Genomic DNA, 17,138 nt, shown 5'->3' with positions numbered 1-17,138 from the left:
CGGGGGTTTGCTAGAATTCCCTTATTACTACAGGGTCTGTCGCCCCCGCGCAGACCTGACAATGTTGCGCAATGTAAGGATCTTTTATGATTACTACCGACGGCAACGGCGCAGTCGCTTCAGTCGCGTTTCGCACCAGTGAAGTTATCGCCATTTATCCCATCACGCCGAGCTCCACGATGGCGGAGCAGGCCGATGCCTGGGCCGGCAACGGGATGAAAAACGTCTGGGGCGACGTCCCGCGCGTGGTAGAGATGCAGTCCGAGGCGGGCGCTATCGCCACCGTCCACGGCGCGCTCCAGACGGGCGCCCTCTCCACCTCGTTTACCTCTTCCCAGGGCCTGCTGTTAATGATCCCGACGCTCTATAAGCTCGCCGGTCAGTTAACGCCCTTTGTGCTGCACGTAGCGGCGCGTACCGTCGCCACCCACGCGCTGTCGATTTTCGGCGATCATTCAGACGTCATGGCCGTGCGCCAGACCGGCTGCGCGATGCTGTGCGCCGCAAGCGTGCAGGAGGCGCAGGATTTCGCGCTGATTTCCCATATCGCCACGCTGAAAAGCCGTGTGCCGTTTATTCATTTTTTCGACGGGTTTCGCACCTCCCACGAAATCAATAAAATCGCGCCGCTCGCCGATGACACGATCCGCGCCCTGTTGCCCCAGGCGGAGATTGATGCCCACCGCGCCCGCGCGCTCAACCCGGAACACCCGGTTATCCGCGGCACCTCCGCCAACCCGGATACGTATTTCCAGTCCCGCGAGGCAACCAATCCCTGGTATAACGCGGTCTATGACCATGTCGAACAGGCGATGAACGATTTCGCCGCCGCCACGGGCCGCCAGTACAGGCCGTTTGAGTATTACGGCCATCCGGAGGCCGAACGGGTGATTCTCCTGATGGGCTCCGCCAGCGGCACCTGCGAAGAAGTGGTGGATGAACTGCTCACGCGCGGCGAGAAAGTGGGCGTGCTGAAAGTGCGTCTGTTCCGCCCGTTCAGCGCGCATCACCTGCTGGCGGCGCTGCCGCACAGCGCGCAACGCATCGCCGTGCTCGATCGCACCAAAGAGCCTGGCGCGCACGCGGAGCCGCTTTATCTGGATGTGATGACCGCGCTGGCGGAAGCCTTTAACCGCGGCGAGCGCGACAGCCTGCCGCGCGTCATCGGCGGGCGCTACGGGCTCTCCTCCAAAGAGTTCGGCCCGGACTGCGTGCTGGCGGTCTTTAATGAACTGAGCGCTGCCGCGCCGAAACCGCGCTTTACCGTCGGTATTTACGATGACGTGACGCATCTCTCCCTGCCGCTGCCGGAAAATACGCTGCCTTCTCATGCGCGCCTGGAAGCGCTGTTTTACGGGCTGGGCAGCGACGGCAGCGTCTCGGCCACCAAGAACAACATTAAAATTATTGGTAACGCGACGCCGTGGTACGCCCAGGGCTATTTCGTTTACGACTCCAAAAAGGCGGGCGGCCTGACCGTTTCCCACCTGCGCGTCAGCGAGCGGCCGATAAACTCCGCGTATCTGGTCAGCCAGGCGGATTTCGTCGGCTGTCATCAGTTGCAGTTTATCGATAAATACCCGATGGCCGAACGCCTGAAGCCTGGCGGCATTTTCCTGATTAACACGCCTTACGCGCCGGATGAGGTCTGGCACCAGTTGCCGCAGGAAGTTCAGGCGGCGCTGAATAACAAAAACGCGCGCGTCTTTGTGGTGAACGCCGCGAAAATCGCCCGCGAATGCCAGCTCGGCGCGCGCATCAACACCGTCATGCAGATGGCGTTTTTCCATCTGACGCAGATCCTGCCGGGCGACAGCGCCCTGCAGGCGCTCCAGGGCGCCATCGCCAAAAGCTACAGCAGCAAAGGCCAGGAGCTGGTGGAGCGTAACTGGCAGGCGCTGGCGCTGGCCCGCGAATCTCTCTTCGAAGTGGCGCGCCAGCCCGTCGATGAAAGCAGCCATATGCGCCCGCCGGTGGTCTCCGACGCCGCGCCCGATTTTGTGAAAACCGTCACCGCCGCCATGCTGGCGGGCCTTGGCGATGCGCTGCCGGTCTCCGCGCTGCCGCCGGACGGCACCTGGCCGCTCGGCACGACCCAGTGGGAGAAACGCAACATCGCCGAGGCGATCCCCATCTGGAAAGAAGAGCTTTGCACCCAGTGTAACCACTGCGTCGCCGCCTGCCCGCACTCGGCTATCCGCGCCAAAGTGGTGGCACCGGAAGCGCTCGCCGACGCGCCCGGCTCCCTCGCCGCGCTGGATGTGAAATCCCGCGATATGCGCGGCCAGAAATATGTGCTCCAGGTGGCCCCGGAAGACTGCACCGGCTGCAACCTGTGCGTCGAGGTCTGCCCGGCGAAAGACCGGCAGAACCCGGAAATCAAGGCGATTAATATGATGTCGCGCCTGGAGCATGTGGAGGAAGAGAAGCGCAACTACGATTTCTTCCTGAGCCTGCCGGAGATCGATCGCAGCACGCTGGAACGTATCGACATTCGCACCTCGCAGCTCATCACGCCGCTGTTTGAATACTCCGGCGCATGCTCCGGCTGCGGTGAAACGCCCTATATCAAGCTGCTGACCCAGCTTTACGGCGACCGTATGTTGATTGCCAACGCCACCGGCTGCTCCTCGATTTATGGCGGCAACCTGCCCTCGACGCCGTATACCACCGATGCCAATGGCCGCGGCCCGGCGTGGGCAAACTCGCTGTTTGAGGATAACGCGGAGTTCGGTCTTGGTTTCCGCTTAACGGTCGATCAGCACAAGGCCCGCGTGCGGCGTCTGCTGGCGCAATTTGCCGATATGCTCTCACCCGCGCTGTTTGATGCGCTGCAAAACGACGCCACGCCGCAGGCGCGTCGCGAACAGGTCGCAGACCTGCGCCAGCAGTTACAGGGCGTGGAAGGCGCGCAACAGTTGCTCGCCGATGCCGACGCGCTGGTGGAGAAATCTATCTGGCTGATTGGCGGCGACGGCTGGGCGTATGACATCGGTTTTGGCGGCCTCGACCATGTGCTGAGCCTCACTGAGAACGTCAATATTCTGGTGCTTGATACGCAGTGTTATTCCAACACCGGCGGACAGGCGTCGAAAGCCACGCCGCTCGGCGCGGTGACGAAATTCGGCGAGCACGGCAAACGCAAGGCACGCAAAGATCTGGGCGTGAGCATGATGATGTACGGTCATGTGTATGTGGCGCAGATTTCGCTTGGCGCGCAGCTTAACCAGACGGTGAAAGCGATTCAGGAGGCGGAAGCTTACCCCGGCCCGTCGCTGATTATTGCCTACAGCCCCTGCGAGGAGCATGGCTACGATCTGGCGCTGAGCCACGATCAGATGCGCCAGCTCACCGCGACGGGCTTCTGGCCGCTCTATCGCTTCGACCCGCGTCGCGCCGACGAAGGCAAGCTGCCGCTGTCGCTCGATTCTCGCCCGCCGTCAGACGCGCTGGCGGAAACCCTGCTCGCCGAGCAGCGCTTCCGCCGTCTGAACGCGCAGCAGCCGGAGGTAGCCGAACAGCTCTGGAAAGACGCCGCCGCCGATTTGCAAAAACGCTACGACTTCCTGGCGCAGCTCGCGGGCAAAGCCGAGAAAGTCAGCGACTAATTTAGCGCTTATCTTTATCGCCCCTGTTTTTGGCAGGGGCGTTTGCACCCAGCTCCTCGCGACTTAATACCCGATACCAGGTAAATTTATCGCCGGTCGTGCACTTCACCGCCACGCCGTGCAAATCCCCGTCCTTCAGGAAAAACCCACGATATTGATTTTCACCCACCGCTAAATAACGCGCCTTTTCACCGAGATCATAAATCGTCTGGTAGCGATCGCCGCAACGAAACGTAGTGCGGGTATCAAACTGATAAAAGGAATTTAATAACGCGCCGCCCAGCGTGCGGGTATTAGCCATAATTAAGCCTGATAAAATGCAGGTAAATGCCACGATAAATATATATTGATTGTCCATGGAGAGCTTGGCCCGTTTCTTGCGATTTTTCAGGTTCGCCTCCATCACGCCTGCAATGACAATCACAATTAAATAGGCAATATTCACCATGATGAATGCCGCCAGAAATAACGTCATTGACCAGGTGGTATACGGGAGCTGCGCGGCAGAAATATCCCAGGATTCAAGCAAAATGCCGCTGGCGATCATTCTGGCAAGAAACAACACCAGCGCCAGCAGCAGGGCCAGTGCTTTGTTCAGTAGCGATGCAGCGAGCGGCGAGAGGACCGAAAGACAAAACAGATAAGACAGGAGCAGGCTGAACACGCCGAAAAAGCAAGAAGCAGCCACCAGAGACCAGACGATAATCCCTGGCGCGTGCGCGACCGCCAGTAAAAAGCTTAAAGAGATGGAAAGCATGGCGGTGCGAGACAGCGCTACCGAGGCTTTCACTTTGCTGTTCTGCTTGCGCGGCAGAAAACACTTCAGACGTTTGCGCTCATGGGTATGAAACGCCGCGCGTCCGTAGTATTCAATAATATACGCACACACCCACAGCATATTAAACCAGATGGCTACGCCGACCAGCGACGGGTGATGTGTTTTATTCGCTATCGCGAGCAGAAAGAGCGTAATGAACCAGTTAATACACCAGAAGAGAATAAGCGCGGGCAACTGGCGCGAGAATTTATGCAATAAGCCAAACATGACCTTTCCTTAAGTCATAAAACCCTACACTTTAATGAGAAATATTCTGGCCTGCAACCTGACCATAAGGATGTAATTCCGCGCCGTGATTATTTTTTAAAACCGCCACCATCGCCGATTCCCCTGCTTAATGTCAGGATATCGCCAGGTATAATCTGAAGTTGAAATTCGCTATACTCCGCCGCCTGCCTGTAAGGGCTTCACGTAAACTCGGGGAAATAAGATGCATACTTTAGGGATGATTATTGGCGCGCTGCTGGTGGTTTTTATTGTTATGGCTGTCAAAAAGCGTAAGCGTTAATACATCAGCATTGCTGCAAACAAAAAGCGCCGCCTCCCTGCGGCGCTTTTTTTTACAGCGACATATCAACCACGATGCGGCCGGTGATTTTCCCGTTACGCATACGAGCGAAAATATCGTTGATATTCTCCAGCGGCTCGACCGCAATTTCCGCCGCCACTTTGTTATGCCCGGCGAAATCGAGCGCCTCCTGCAAGTCTTTACGCGTGCCCACAATCGAGCCGCGCACCGTCGTGCCGTCCAGCACCATATCGAAGATAGAGAGATCGAATTTGCCCGGCGGCAGGCCGTTTAACACCATGGTGCCGCCACGGCGCATCATTGTTGTGGCCTGCGCGAACGCTTTTGGCGAGACCGCCGTCACCAGCACGCCGTGCGCGCCGCCGAAGGTGTCATGGAAATAGCTGCCCGGATCGACTTCCAGCGCGTTGGCGACGACCTGCGCGCCGAGGCGTTTCGCGAACTCCAGCTTATCCTTGTCGATATCCACCGCCGCCACGTTCAGCCCCATGGCGTTGGCGTACTGAATAGCCAGATGCCCTAACCCGCCAATACCGGAAATCACCACCCAGTCGCCCGGTTTGGTGTCGGTCATTTTCAGCCCTTTATAGACCGTGACGCCCGCGCAGAGGATTGGCGCAATGCTGGTGAATTCAACATTATCCGGCAAGATGCCGACGTAATTGGCATCCGCCAGGCAATACTCCGCAAAGGTGCCGTTCACCGAATACCCGGAGTTTTGCTGGCCGTGACAGAGCGTTTCCCAGCCGCTTAAGCAGTGTTCGCAATGGCCGCAGGCGGAATAGAGCCACGGCACGCCGACGCGATCGCCCTCTTTAATGTGCGTCACCCCCTGACCGACCGCCACGACGTGGCCTACGCCTTCGTGCCCCGGAATAAACGGCGGGTTCGGTTTCACCGGCCAGTCGCCTTCCGCCGCGTGTAAATCGGTATGGCAGACGCCGGTCGCGGCGATTTTCACCAGCACTTTACCCGGCGTCACTTCCGGCACCAGCACTTCCTGGATCTCCAGCGGCTGCCCGAAGGCTTTTACCACGGCCGCTTTCATTTTCATCACTTTCATCAGTCACCTCGTTAACGGGTCGTTCGGATGGATCAGAAAAGGTTCAGAGGCTGGATGTCATAGCTGACCAGCAAATTTTTCACCTGCTGGTAATGCTCCAGCGCTTTCTTATGGGTTTCGCGGCCGATACCGGAATTTTTATAACCACCGAACGCGGCATGCGCCGGATAGAGGTGATAGCAGTTGGTCCAGACGCGGCCCGCTTTGATTTCGCGGCCCATACGCCAGGCAAGATTGGTGTCACGTGTCCACAGGCCCGCGCCAAGGCCAAATTCGGTAGCGTTCGCCAGCTTCAGCGCCTCATCGGCGTCTTTAAAGGTGGTGATACCGATAACCGGCCCGAAAATCTCTTCCTGGAAGAAGCGCATGTCGTTCTCGCCTTTAATCAGCGTCGGCTCAATGTAGAAGCCCTTCTCCAGCGCCGCGCCGTGGTTCAGACGCGAGCCGCCCGCGAGGATCTGGCCGCCCTCGCCGCGCGCGATATCGATGTACGAGAGAATTTTGTCGAACTGTTCCTGAGAGGCCTGTGCGCCAATCATGGTGTCAGTGTCATAGGGGTCGCCTTTACGAATGTTGGCCATACGCGCCAGCACACGCTCCATAAAGGGTTCGTAAATCGATTCCTGAATCAGGGCGCGGGAAGGACAGGTACAGACTTCCCCCTGGTTAAAGAAGCCCAGAATCAGCCCTTCGGCCGCTTTTTCAATAAATTCAGGCTCTGCCTGCATGATGTCGGCAAAGTAAATATTAGGCGACTTTCCGCCGAGTTCGACGGTGCTGGGGATAATATTTTCCGCCGCGCAGGCCAGAATATGCCGTCCGACCGGCGTGGAGCCGGTAAATGCGATTTTTTCGATGCGTTTGCTGCGCGCCAGCGCTTCGCCCGCCTCCTGCCCGAACCCATGCACCACATTCACCACGCCCGGCGGCAGCAGATCGCCAATCAGCTCCATAAAGACGGAAATGCCAAGCGGCGTCTGCTCCGCAGGTTTGAGCACCACGCAGTTGCCCGCCGCCAGCGCAGGCGCGAGTTTCCACGCCGCCATCAGGATTGGGAAGTTCCACGGGATTATCTGGCCGACCACGCCGAGCGGCTCGTAGATGTGATAAGCGACGGTGTATTGATCGATTTCCGCCACGCTGCCCTCCTGGGCGCGCAGACAACCGGCGAAGTAGCGGAAGTGGTCCACCGCCAGCGGAATATCGGCGTTCAGCGTTTCGCGGATGGGTTTGCCGTTATCCCAGCTCTCGGTGAGCGCCAGCTGTTCGATATGGCCCGCCATGCGATCGGCGATGGCCAGCAGCAAATTGGAACGCTCCTGCACGCTGGTTTTGCCCCACGCGGGCGCCGCGGCATGGGCCGCATCCAGCGCGCGTTCGATGTCGGCGGCGCCTGAGCGCGGGAACTCCGCCACCACCGCGCCCGTCACCGGCGTGGTGTTAGTGAAATATTGACCTTCGACTGGCTCGACAAACTGACCGCCAATAAAGTTTCCATAACGCTGTTTAAAGCTAACGAGAGCACCAGGCTGACCGGGGTGAGCATATTTCATGGCAAATTCCTCAGTGTAGCGACAATCGGTTAAGCACAGTCTGCTGTGCGGCACACAGAGATAAGCAGTTCTTATGCCAGAGTGGCGCAGCACAAATGCATCTTTTAAAAATATATTAAAAACAGTGTGTTGAGATTAATAAGTGCCGCGCACTGGCACGTCGTCGCGGCGTGTCGCGCGGAAAATGTCGCGGAACTGTGTCATGTGTCGCAACACATGAGACACCAAAATGCTACATATTTGAAACATGTACACTTACCGGAGAACGCCATGCCGCACAGCGCCTCGTTGACCTCCGCAGGCTTAACGCCGTACTGCGACGAGCTGTCTTTTCCGTGTCTGCTGAACGACTCCTGGCAGCGCAGCCAGCGCTACGGGCTGACCCGCGACGACGACGCCACCTCGTTTGTGAGCCGCGCCCTGCTTGAAGAAGCGCGATCCCAGCATGGCTGGCTGCAACAGCTGGCCCGCCCGCTGATGCAGCGGCTCGGCGAAAGCCTTAACCGCGCGCCGTCGGTCGTGGTCGCCTCTGACGATACCGGCCTGGTGCTGGATACCTTCGGCAATAACCAGTTTCTGCATAAGGCGCAGCGTGTGGCGCTCGCGCCCGGCAATCTGTGGGGCGAACATGCGCGCGGCACCAACGCCATCGGCACCGCGCTGGCGCTGCATGCGCCGTGCGAAGTCCACGGCAGCCAGCATTTTCTCAATCAGAACGCCGGGCTTTACTGCTACGGCGTGCCGGTGTTTCGCCCGGACGGACAGATCGCGGGCGTGCTCGATCTCTCGACGCCCGCCCGTCAGCCGGTCGCGGAGGCAGGCCGTCTGATGCGCCAGGCCGTGCGCCAGCTGGAGCACGACTGGGTTATCGCGCAACTCGACGCACAGCAGTGGCTGCTGCGCCTGCACACCGATCCCGCCGCTCTCGGCTCAGCCCAGGAACTGTTGCTGGCGTTCAGCGATAACCGGCTGGTTGCCGCCAATAAACTGGCGATGGATGAATTCAAGCTTTCCACCGCGCATATCGGCACCCTCTCCCTCGACGCGCTGTTCCCGCAGGCGCTGCCCGCAGGCGATGACGACGCGCTTACCGCCATTAATCAGCGCCGCTACCACGCCCGCCGTCAGCTTCCGGCGCGGCGCGTCTGGGCCGCGCATCCCGCGATCGCGCAGGACGAAGAGAGCGGCGTTGAGACCGCCAAGGCGTTGCGCCTGCTGAACGCGGGCATCGCGCTGTGCATTACCGGCGAAACCGGCTGCGGTAAAGAGCACCTGAGCCGCCGCCTGCACCAGCAGAGCCAGTGGCGCGACGGCCCGTTCGTCGCCATTAACTGCGCCGCGCTGCCCGAGCAGCTGATTGAATCGGAGCTTTTCGGCTACCAGCCTGGCGCGTTCACCGGCGCCAGCAGCCGCGGGTATATCGGTAAAATCCGCGAAGCCGACGGTGGCGTGCTGTTTCTTGATGAAATCGGCGATATGCCGCTTGCGATGCAGACCCGCCTGTTGCGGGTGCTGCAGGAGAAAAAAGTGGTTCCGCTCGGCGGCACCCGCGCTGTGCCGGTGGCGTTTACGCTTATCTGCGCCACCCACCGCCCGCTGGACGAAATGGTGGCGCGCGGCGCGTTTCGCGAAGATCTCTTTTACCGTATTGAAGAGTACCGGCTGCGCATACCGCCGCTGCGCGACTGGCCCGCGCTACCGCGCTTTGTACAGCGGTTATGGCAGGAGCTGGGCGGCGCGCGGCGCGGCGTTACGCTCTCTGCCGGGCTGGTGGAACATATCGCGCGTCTCCCCTGGCCGGGGAATGTGCGCCAGCTCGCGAGCCTGCTGAAAGTGCTGCTGGCGCTGGCCGATGAGGGTGACGTTGTCACGTTACGCGACCTGCCGCCCCCCTATTGTTCCGTAGACGGACATAAAGAAACGGCGCAGCCTTCAGAGAATGCTGCGCCGGATGTGGACGCCGTGTTACAGAGCGTGAATGGCAATATGAGCCTGGCAGCGCGTAAGCTTGGCGTCTCGCGCAGTACGCTCTACCGGCGGCTTGAGAAGCAGCGCGCTAGCGCAGACGCCCGCTGATATCGCCAAGCGCGTCGATGGCCGCCTGCGGGTAGCCTGCGGCGCGCAGCGGCGCGACAATCTCCTGCGCCAGATCCGGCACGTAACTCACCAGCAACTCTCCTTTGCCGCAAAACTCCGCTTCGCCGAGGGCGGCGGGCAGGATAACGCTCTGCGCGCGCGCAAGCGTCATCACCGCGCCATTCGGGGTGTGAAGGGTTACCGGCGCGCCGATGTTGGTGACAATACGCACCGAGGAGAAGTGGTAGTCGTAGCAGGTGTCGAAGCGCCAGCGCTCCAGCGCGAAGTAAGGCCCGGCGCAGCACAGCAAACGTTGAACGGCGGCGCACTCTTCCAGCACCAGCCCGCGCTGCGGCTGGGTCAGCAGTTCCGGGCGCAACTCTTCCAGCAGTTTATCGATGTTACTGGCCTGCTCGTCAGGCGGTACCGGCGAGCCATCTTCCATATTCCACGGCATCGCGTGCTGCTGAATATCAGACGTCTGTTCTATTTCATAGATCAGCGTATCCGGCCCGAAGGCGTGCAGCTGGCCGCCCGGCACATAAATCGTATCACCGGTTTTCAGCGGCAGGCGGTACATGACGCGGTCGTAATCGCCCGCCAGCAGCGCCTCGCGGATCGCCGCTTTTTTCACGCCAGTTTTGATACCGACAAGACAGGTGGCGCCGGGTGCCGCCCAGAGAATATGCCAGGCCTCGGTTTTACCGTTGGGCTGATTTTCCAGGCGCTGCGCCGTGTCGTCGTTCGCGTGCAGATGCACCGGCAGCATGCCGCTGCCGTCGATAAATTTGCTGAGTAGCGGAAAGTACGGGCCGCGCCAGCCAGGCGCGACCAGTTCATCGGGATAGCGCGTCGTCAGCTCACGCAGCGACATGCCGGCGAATTCGCCATTGGTGACGGTCGCTATCATGCCATCGACGTCACTAACCTCCCAGGTTTCAGCGATGCGCGATTCCGGCAGCTCCGCCTTACCGAGCTGCGTTTTGATGCGCGTGCCGCCGAAGATGTGGGTCGCGAGCGGCGTCGTCAGCGTAAGCGGATAGTTGAGCATCCCTCTCTCCTTTTTATCAGATAACCGCCTGGCCGCCCGTGACGGCAACGGTCGCGCCGGAGACATAGCTTGCCTCGTCGCTTGCCAGCATCACATAGACCGGCGCCAGTTCCGCTGGCTGACCGGCGCGAGCGAGCGGCACCTGGCTGCCAAACTCTTTGACCTGCTCCGGCGGCATCGTGGACGGGATAAGCGGCGTCCAGATGGGGCCCGGCGCGACGGCGTTCGCGCGAATGCCTTTTTCGGCGAGCAGCGCGGCCAGGCTGCCGGAGAAGTTCACGATAGCCGCTTTGGTGGCGGAATACGCGATGAGCTTAGGCTTCGGCTGGTCGGCGTTGACCGACGCGGTGTTGATGATGGAACCGCCCGCCGGCATATGCGGCACGGCCGCTTTGCAGATCCAGAACATGCCGTAGAGGTTGGTTTTCATGGTGCGGTCGAACTCTTCATCGCTGATTTCATCCAGCGAATCGCGGGTCATCTGGAACGCCGCGTTGTTGACCACAATGTCGATTTTCCCGAATTCCTCGGCGGCTTTTTGCACCAGCGCGCGGCAGTGAGCGGCGTCGGTGATATCGCCAGGCACCAGTATCGCTTTGCGGCCCGCTTCTTCCACCAGACGCGCGGTGTCTTTGGCATCGTCATGTTCATCAAGATAAGAGATCAGCACATCGGCCCCTTCACGGGCATACGCGATAGCGACCGCGCGGCCGATGCCGGAATCACCGCCGGTAATGATGGCGGCTTTACCGGAGAGGCGCCCGGAGCCTTTATAGCTCGTTTCGCCGTGATCGGGCTGCGGCTGCATCTTCGCGGTGCTGCCTGGGACATTCTGCTGCTGTTCAGGGAATGGCGGTTGTGGACGTGTCGTCATGGTTTGTTCTCCTGTTTCTTTTCCTTTCGCGCCGGAACGTAAACAGTGCGAAAGACATCCGGGTTTCAGGAACCTGACGCTTATCAGCGCCAACGATAAAATCAGGTTTCAGTATAGTTGACGAGATATTTATGCAAGCGAAGCGGGAAACCAAACGGGTAAATTTTACCCGGCGCGGACGATTATTTTGGTGGGGTGATGCCATGCGGATCGCGTTATTAGCGAGGCGGAGCCTGCAGGGCAAATTTAATTTATTAACAAAGACTTATAATTGATTAATTCATCCATGCCGACGTGAAAAATATTACGCGAGGCGCGCCGGTTTTTATTATTTTTCACTGGATGAGAAAGCGCTGATAAATCCGGGCCGCGCGGACGCTGCGTAGCCCGGCGTTTAAAAAAACCGCGTTTAAATATTGAGATCCACCCAAAGTGCTGCGTGATCGGAACCTGCCTGTTGCGGCTTTTTCAGTTCCGGGTAAACGTCCCATTTAACGGGTCGTTCACCGGGCCACATGCCCTTACGGATGACGCCGCCTGCGGTGACGCGCTCCCAGAGCGCGGGCGACAGCAGAATGTAATCGAGCTTGTTGTTTTTGGCGCTGTTGCCCCAGGTGCCGGGATACCCGCCATTGTCAAAGGCCGGGTGAGTAAAGGCGTCGCGCAGATCGGTCTCTTTCAGCAGCGGCGCCAGGGTGTCGCTCTCCGGCGTGTCGTTGAAATCGCCCGCGATAGCAATAAACTGCTCGCCGGCGTCGCGGCGCGCTTTGTAGATGTCCGCGACCCGCTGCGCCTGCGCTTTGCGCCTCGCGTCGGACTCCGCTTTACCGCCGTAGCCTTTACTCTTCAGATGATTGACCATCACCCATAGCGTATCGCCGTTTGCCAGCGGCACTGAATATTCCGGGCAGTCGCGCGAAAAAATCAGCTGGCCGCGCGCGTCGCGGTCGTCCACGTGGCTGCGCATCGGGCCGATGGGATATTCCGCGCCGGTAAGCAGGCCAACATCGATGCCGCGGCTGTCGTTGCCGTCGATGACCATCACATGACGAAACGGCTCGCCGCCGAGCGCCGCGATAATTTCCTGGTTAAACGCCGCCAGCGCCGGACGGCTCTCCGCCTCCACCACGGCCAGCACATCGGCGTTAAGATCGCTCATCACTTTTGCGGTGATGCGCATGGCGACTTCATCCACCGGCGAGTCGATAAGCTCAAGCGAACCGACCCAGTCGGCGCGACCGCTGGCGATAATCTCGATACCGCCGTCGCGCGGGCGCTTCAGGAGGTTGCCGCGGTTACGGCGCAGGATGACAAACGGCCCGGTGTCGGATTTCTCAAGCCCGAGCGCCACCATGAGCTTAACCATCTCTTTCTTGCTGGCCTCGCTGTAGGTAATTTCGCCGAGCAACTCATTAAGCCGCGCGAATTTCTCCAGCACCGGCCGTCCCTGCGACCAGCTGCTTTGCGACATCACGCGCGCGCGATCGAACAGGTTTTCTACGTTATAAGACGCCAGACGCATAGCCCCTCCCGTTGTGGTTATCCCCCGCCGCAGACTCCGAAGCCCGGCATCAGGTCTTTCTCAGTGTGGCAGCAAATTGTTACGTCTTCAAAACAGGCGCTACGGCGCAAAACGCGCTGGTATTCGTCGCCGTAATCCGTACCATACACGCCACGCACAGGAACACATTCGGGCCTGCTGGCGCCTGCGGCAATCTCCGCCGCGCGCGGGCAGGCCAACGGTGAATACGCGCGCCGGGCAATCCGCCAGAGCGCGCCGCAACGCAGAACTGAGCCACTTTTAAATGTCTGAAATTCAAGAAATTAGCAAAAAAGAGCAGTACAACCTCAACAAATTGCAGAAGCGCCTGCGCCGCAATGTCGGCGAAGCTATCGCCGATTACAATATGATTGAAGAAGGCGACCGCATCATGGTGTGCCTCTCCGGCGGCAAAGACAGCTACACGATGCTGGAGATTTTGCGCAACTTACAGCAGAGCGCGCCGGTGAATTTCTCGCTGGTGGCGGTGAATCTCGACCAGAAACAGCCGGGTTTCCCGGAGCATATTCTGCCGGAATATCTGGCGGCCCTTGGCGTGGAATATAAAATCGTTGAGGAAAATACCTATGGGATCGTCAAAGAGAAGATCCCCGAAGGGAAAACCACCTGCTCGCTCTGCTCACGTCTGCGTCGCGGCATTCTTTACCGCACCGCCACTGAGCTTGGCGCAACCAAAATCGCGCTGGGTCATCACCGTGACGACATTCTGCAAACGCTGTTCCTGAATATGTTCTACGGCGGAAAAATGAAAGGAATGCCGCCGAAGCTGATGAGCGATGACGGTAAACATATCGTGATTCGCCCGCTCGCCTACTGCCGTGAAAAAGACATTGAACGTTTCTCGCAGGCGAAAGGCTTCCCGATTATTCCGTGCAACCTCTGCGGCTCACAGCCGAACCTGCAGCGTCAGGTGATCGCCGATATGCTGCGCGACTGGGATAAACGTTATCCGGGCCGTATCGAAACGATGTTCAGCGCGATGCAGAATGTCGTGCCGTCGCACCTGTGCGACACCGAACTGTTCGACTTCAAAGGCATTCATCACGGCTCTGAAGTGGTGAACGGCGGCGATCTGGCGTTTGATCGCGAAGAGATCCCGATGATGCCCACCGGCTGGGCGCCGGAAGATGAAGAGGCGCCGCCGATGCAGCGCCTCGATGTGCTGGAAATCAAATAAGCCTGATGCCCTCCCCGCGGAGGGCTTTTTTTTGCCTGCTTAACGCATGTGCGGCGGCGGATCGTCGATGGGACGCGGGTCCGGCGATGGCGGATCGGGAACCGGCTGCGGCGTCGGGATTGGGTCCGGCACGGGTACGGGATCAATGGGCACCGGATCGCTCATGGTCGTCTGATACAGATGATGCATCGTCGCTTCCTCTTTGATGGCAGATACGTTAAGCGTAGAAGATGCGTCACAGAAGGGAAAAGCGAGCCGCGGCGGCGTCACGTTAAAATCAGCAGGCAAAAAAAAGCCGACTTAATTAAGTCGGCATCGTACGAATCAAATTGTGCTATGCAGTAATTCAAAAAAGGAAGTAAGACAATATGGAGCGCAACGCCCATCGCTTGACGTTGCATTCACCTGCGACAGGAATGATGCCGTGAAACGGCGTACCATTTCTTGATGTCGCTCAAACTCGTGAGGTTTTTTGGTTCACTTTGCGCGCAAAAGGCGTTTTTTTACAACCATTTACTTCGATGTAACCACCACGTAACACCGCCAATCACCAGCACCAGCGCTACGCAGAAAACGCTAAAGCCCAGATGCCAGCCGCCGCCGGGAATGCCGCCAAGGTTGACGCCAAACAGCCCCGTAAGAAACGTACTGGGCAGAAAGACCATCGCCATCAGCGACATCGTATAACTGCGGCGCGACAGCGACTCCTGCATCGTCTGGGAAATTTCATCGGCCATCACCGCGGTGCGCGCGATACAGGCGTCGATTTCATCCAGCCCACGACCAAGGCGGTCAGCGATATCCAGCATCCGGCGGCGCTGATCGTCATTCATCCAGCTAAATCGCTCGCTGGCGAGGCGTGAAAAGACATCGCGCTGCGGCGACATATAGCGACGCATGACAATCAACTGTTTGCGCAGCAGCGCCAGCACGCCGCGCGGCGGCACGATCTCTTCCAGCAGATTGTCTTCCAGATCGATAATTTTATCGTGCAGCTCTTCGATAAATTCGCTGGCGTGATCGGTCAGCGCATCGCAGGCGTCCACCAGCCAGCCGCCGACATCCGCCGGGCCGCTGCCCTCGTTCAGATCGTGAATGATATCGTCGAGCGCCAGCACCTTACGTTGACGCGTGGAGACGATAAGCCGCTCGTCGATATAGAGCCGCATCGCCACCAGCTGGTCCGGACGTTCGTCAGTGCTGCCGTTAATGCAGCGCAGCGTAATCAGCGTACCGTCGCCCATGCGCGTGACGCGCGGCCGCAGGCTCTCGCCCGCCAGCGCGTCGCGCACCATATTTGGCAGCAGCGGCGTCTCAGTGAGCCACTGCGCGCTTTCCTGGTTGGCATAGTTCAGGTGCAGCCAGCAGGGATGGTCTTTATCGATAACGCAGTCATTCTGCAACGGCTTTACGCCGCCGTGACCGTCCAGCAGCCAGGCGATGACCGCATCCGGCACATTTACTTCAGAGCCCTTAATGGCCTCCATCGCGTCTCCTGATGTTCAGTTCGAATGAGGAAAGGCTGAACGCGCCAGCCCCTGCCCAGGCTTAACGGTTTTCCAGCGCGGCCTGAATGGCGTCGGCCAGTTCAGCCAGATGATGGCGGGTATATTCGATATCTTTGGCGAGCTTATCACGCCCTTCATAGTTATTCGGGGCCGCCACGGAGGCTTTGATAAGTTCAAGCGCGGCGTTCACCGCCAGCAGGCGTTTTTCCGCATCGCTGCGGGAGGCGTAATTTTCAGGCAGCATACTTCACTCCGGTAATTCAACTGGCTTTATGGTGCTACATTGCACAGGAATTTCAAGCCGGAGCGATTCGGTTGCGGATTAAAACAGCGCTACCAGCAGGGCAACGGGAAAACTCATCGGCCAGGTCGCGCCAATAAGCGTTGCGCAGAGCAGCTTAATGCTGGTTTTGTCTTTCGCAATAAAAAAGGTAATGAGCGCCGCGATCGACGCCATAACGGCGTAAAACACGAGCATATGTTGATAGAGCGTCATGATGGCGTATCCATACTGAGAATGCGGTCGCAATATGCGATTTTTTATGACGCAGATCAAGTCTCAGTGAAGGCCGCCGCGCAGAAAAACTTGATCTGCTTCACCTTAATCCCGCTGTAAACATGGATGAATCAAATCCGCGCGTGATGTGTTAACGTCAGCCTATGCATAAATTTTACAACTCAGGGCCACTCTGTCGCAATGAGAACCACACGCGTTACGTTACGTCTTTCCCACGCTGTCAGCGACGTTATGCTTGATGACATTAAAGCCATTATTCCTGCGGATGCGCTTCAGGTCTTTACGAATCAACTGGATGAAACTCAGTACGCCACGCTGGAGTGTCTTCAGACGGAACGGAACTGTTCGCTTATCGCCTCGGCGATTGTCGTCTGGCGCCAGCTCGGACACATCAAAAGCCTGATATACCGCAACGGCGACGTTCTGCGCGATGTCTCAGACGCCAGCCAGTTTCAGCTATTCACAATGCTGCGCGCGCCGCTGACGGTGCTGGCCATTCGCTGATCGCTTTCAGATAATTCTCAACTTTCCCTCTGCGCTGCCGATAACCATCTGAAAATGGACGGGGAAGACGCTTATGCTGCCTGGAATACCCACGCTGGCGCTGGCCTTTATGGTCTGGCTGCTGATTTTTATCCCTTCTTATAAAATCGCCAGACGAGCGGGGTTCGGCTGGTCGATGGCGCTGCTATTGACGCTACCGGGCCTGAATATCGTCGCCTGGTGGTGTTTTGCCTGTATGAAGTGGCCAGCGCGCCGCTATTTCTGATTAACGTCTTGCGC

The 17,138-nt window shown here is 58.7% G+C and carries 15 protein-coding genes; 5 read left to right on the top strand and 10 right to left on the bottom strand.

The features are described 5' to 3' along the window. The first annotated feature begins 86 nt into the window (after positions 1 to 86). Positions 87 to 3,608, top strand: coding sequence for a pyruvate:ferredoxin (flavodoxin) oxidoreductase (gene nifJ, locus AB8W27_RS09535; RefSeq protein ID WP_015741389.1), 3,522 nt, complete (start codon positions 87 to 89; stop codon positions 3,606 to 3,608). A gap of 1 nt (position 3,609) precedes the next feature. Here the strand turns inward: nifJ and AB8W27_RS09530 are convergent, their stop codons facing one another. From AB8W27_RS09530 to AB8W27_RS09520, 3 genes are all read right to left on the bottom strand, one after another. Continuing rightward, positions 3,610 to 4,653 (bottom strand): hypothetical protein, encoded by a 1,044-nt coding sequence (locus tag AB8W27_RS09530; RefSeq protein WP_015741390.1) that lies wholly within the window; start codon positions 4,651 to 4,653, stop codon positions 3,610 to 3,612. A gap of 353 nt (positions 4,654 to 5,006) precedes the next feature. Further along, the gene (gene adhP / locus AB8W27_RS09525; RefSeq protein WP_041923600.1) at positions 5,007 to 6,038 is read right to left on the bottom strand and encodes an alcohol dehydrogenase AdhP; all 1,032 of its coding nucleotides are present in this window, start codon (positions 6,036 to 6,038) and stop codon (positions 5,007 to 5,009) included. A gap of 32 nt (positions 6,039 to 6,070) precedes the next feature. Continuing rightward, complete coding sequence (locus AB8W27_RS09520; protein WP_041923601.1) at positions 6,071 to 7,591, bottom strand: aldehyde dehydrogenase family protein; 1,521 nt, start codon at positions 7,589 to 7,591, stop codon at positions 6,071 to 6,073. 270 nt (positions 7,592 to 7,861) lie between these two features. Here AB8W27_RS09520 and AB8W27_RS09515 point away from each other — a divergent pair, with 270 nt between their 5' ends. Further along, positions 7,862 to 9,667, top strand: coding sequence for a sigma-54-dependent Fis family transcriptional regulator (locus AB8W27_RS09515; RefSeq protein WP_041923602.1), 1,806 nt, complete (start codon positions 7,862 to 7,864; stop codon positions 9,665 to 9,667). On the opposite strand, the gene AB8W27_RS09510 is transcribed toward AB8W27_RS09515, so the two are convergent. The 3 genes from AB8W27_RS09510 to AB8W27_RS09500 form a co-directional block, all read right to left on the bottom strand. Further along, a complete protein-coding gene (locus tag AB8W27_RS09510; RefSeq protein WP_041923603.1) occupies positions 9,648 to 10,718 on the bottom strand; it encodes a class I mannose-6-phosphate isomerase in 1,071 nt (356 codons plus the stop codon). The two genes, AB8W27_RS09515 and AB8W27_RS09510, sit on opposite strands and share 20 nt — an antisense overlap. Positions 10,719 to 10,734: 16 nt before the next feature. After that, the gene (locus AB8W27_RS09505; RefSeq protein WP_015741396.1) at positions 10,735 to 11,592 is read right to left on the bottom strand and encodes an SDR family oxidoreductase; all 858 of its coding nucleotides are present in this window, start codon (positions 11,590 to 11,592) and stop codon (positions 10,735 to 10,737) included. A gap of 409 nt (positions 11,593 to 12,001) precedes the next feature. Next, the gene (locus tag AB8W27_RS09500) at positions 12,002 to 13,114 is read right to left on the bottom strand and encodes an endonuclease/exonuclease/phosphatase family protein (protein WP_015741398.1); all 1,113 of its coding nucleotides are present in this window, start codon (positions 13,112 to 13,114) and stop codon (positions 12,002 to 12,004) included. Between the two features lie 283 nt (positions 13,115 to 13,397). Here AB8W27_RS09500 and ttcA point away from each other — a divergent pair, with 283 nt between their 5' ends. Next, positions 13,398 to 14,330 carry a tRNA 2-thiocytidine(32) synthetase TtcA gene (gene ttcA / locus AB8W27_RS09495; RefSeq protein ID WP_015741400.1) on the top strand — a complete coding sequence of 311 codons (933 nt, stop codon included), beginning with the start codon at positions 13,398 to 13,400 and terminating at the stop codon, positions 14,328 to 14,330. Positions 14,331 to 14,369: 39 nt separating this feature from the next. Here the strand turns inward: ttcA and AB8W27_RS09490 are convergent, their stop codons facing one another. From AB8W27_RS09490 to AB8W27_RS09475, 4 genes are all read right to left on the bottom strand, one after another. Then, entirely contained in the window at positions 14,370 to 14,519 is a 150-nt protein-coding gene (locus AB8W27_RS09490) for a hypothetical protein (RefSeq protein WP_007761747.1), read from the bottom strand. A 314-nt stretch (positions 14,520 to 14,833) separates the two neighbouring features. Then, a complete protein-coding gene (gene zntB / locus AB8W27_RS09485) occupies positions 14,834 to 15,817 on the bottom strand; it encodes a zinc transporter ZntB (protein ID WP_015741401.1) in 984 nt (327 codons plus the stop codon). 61 nt (positions 15,818 to 15,878) lie between these two features. Next, positions 15,879 to 16,082 carry a hypothetical protein gene (locus AB8W27_RS09480; RefSeq protein WP_007761751.1) on the bottom strand — a complete coding sequence of 68 codons (204 nt, stop codon included), beginning with the start codon at positions 16,080 to 16,082 and terminating at the stop codon, positions 15,879 to 15,881. A 78-nt stretch (positions 16,083 to 16,160) separates the two neighbouring features. After that, a complete protein-coding gene (locus AB8W27_RS09475; RefSeq protein WP_007761753.1) occupies positions 16,161 to 16,334 on the bottom strand; it encodes a GhoT/OrtT family toxin in 174 nt (57 codons plus the stop codon). Between the two features lie 201 nt (positions 16,335 to 16,535). On the opposite strand from AB8W27_RS09475, the gene AB8W27_RS09470 reads away from it, so the two are divergent. Next, positions 16,536 to 16,859, top strand: a complete 324-nt coding sequence (locus AB8W27_RS09470) for a hypothetical protein (RefSeq protein ID WP_041923604.1) — start codon at positions 16,536 to 16,538, stop codon at positions 16,857 to 16,859. Between the two features lie 73 nt (positions 16,860 to 16,932). Then, positions 16,933 to 17,124, top strand: a complete 192-nt coding sequence (locus AB8W27_RS09465; RefSeq protein WP_015741403.1) for a hypothetical protein — start codon at positions 16,933 to 16,935, stop codon at positions 17,122 to 17,124. The last annotated feature ends 14 nt before the right edge of the window (positions 17,125 to 17,138 follow it).

The organism is Cronobacter turicensis, assembly GCF_041222865.1.
In the GTDB taxonomy this organism is placed as follows: Bacteria; Pseudomonadota; Gammaproteobacteria; order Enterobacterales; family Enterobacteriaceae; genus Cronobacter; species Cronobacter turicensis.
The sequence above is the reverse complement of the archived record's forward strand: the minus strand, read 5'-3'. Positions and strand labels throughout refer to the sequence as shown.

Excerpts from the sequence above, each read along its gene's own strand:
- nifJ (WP_015741389.1), top strand. The coding sequence starts at position 87 with ATGATTACTACCGACGGCAACGGCGCAGTCGCTTCAGTCGCGTTTCGC.
- AB8W27_RS09530 (WP_015741390.1), bottom strand. The coding sequence starts at position 4,653 with ATGTTTGGCTTATTGCATAAATTCTCGCGCCAGTTGCCCGCGCTTATT.
- adhP (WP_041923600.1), bottom strand. The coding sequence starts at position 6,038 with ATGAAAGTGATGAAAATGAAAGCGGCCGTGGTAAAAGCCTTCGGGCAG.
- AB8W27_RS09520 (WP_041923601.1), bottom strand. The coding sequence starts at position 7,591 with ATGAAATATGCTCACCCCGGTCAGCCTGGTGCTCTCGTTAGCTTTAAA.
- AB8W27_RS09515 (WP_041923602.1), top strand. The coding sequence starts at position 7,862 with ATGCCGCACAGCGCCTCGTTGACCTCCGCAGGCTTAACGCCGTACTGC.
- AB8W27_RS09510 (WP_041923603.1), bottom strand. The coding sequence starts at position 10,718 with ATGCTCAACTATCCGCTTACGCTGACGACGCCGCTCGCGACCCACATC.
- AB8W27_RS09505 (WP_015741396.1), bottom strand. The coding sequence starts at position 11,592 with ATGACGACACGTCCACAACCGCCATTCCCTGAACAGCAGCAGAATGTC.
- AB8W27_RS09500 (WP_015741398.1), bottom strand. The coding sequence starts at position 13,114 with ATGCGTCTGGCGTCTTATAACGTAGAAAACCTGTTCGATCGCGCGCGC.
- ttcA (WP_015741400.1), top strand. The coding sequence starts at position 13,398 with ATGTCTGAAATTCAAGAAATTAGCAAAAAAGAGCAGTACAACCTCAAC.
- AB8W27_RS09490 (WP_007761747.1), bottom strand. The coding sequence starts at position 14,519 with ATGCATCATCTGTATCAGACGACCATGAGCGATCCGGTGCCCATTGAT.
- zntB (WP_015741401.1), bottom strand. The coding sequence starts at position 15,817 with ATGGAGGCCATTAAGGGCTCTGAAGTAAATGTGCCGGATGCGGTCATC.
- AB8W27_RS09480 (WP_007761751.1), bottom strand. The coding sequence starts at position 16,082 with ATGCTGCCTGAAAATTACGCCTCCCGCAGCGATGCGGAAAAACGCCTG.
- AB8W27_RS09475 (WP_007761753.1), bottom strand. The coding sequence starts at position 16,334 with ATGACGCTCTATCAACATATGCTCGTGTTTTACGCCGTTATGGCGTCG.
- AB8W27_RS09470 (WP_041923604.1), top strand. The coding sequence starts at position 16,536 with ATGAGAACCACACGCGTTACGTTACGTCTTTCCCACGCTGTCAGCGAC.
- AB8W27_RS09465 (WP_015741403.1), top strand. The coding sequence starts at position 16,933 with ATGCTGCCTGGAATACCCACGCTGGCGCTGGCCTTTATGGTCTGGCTG.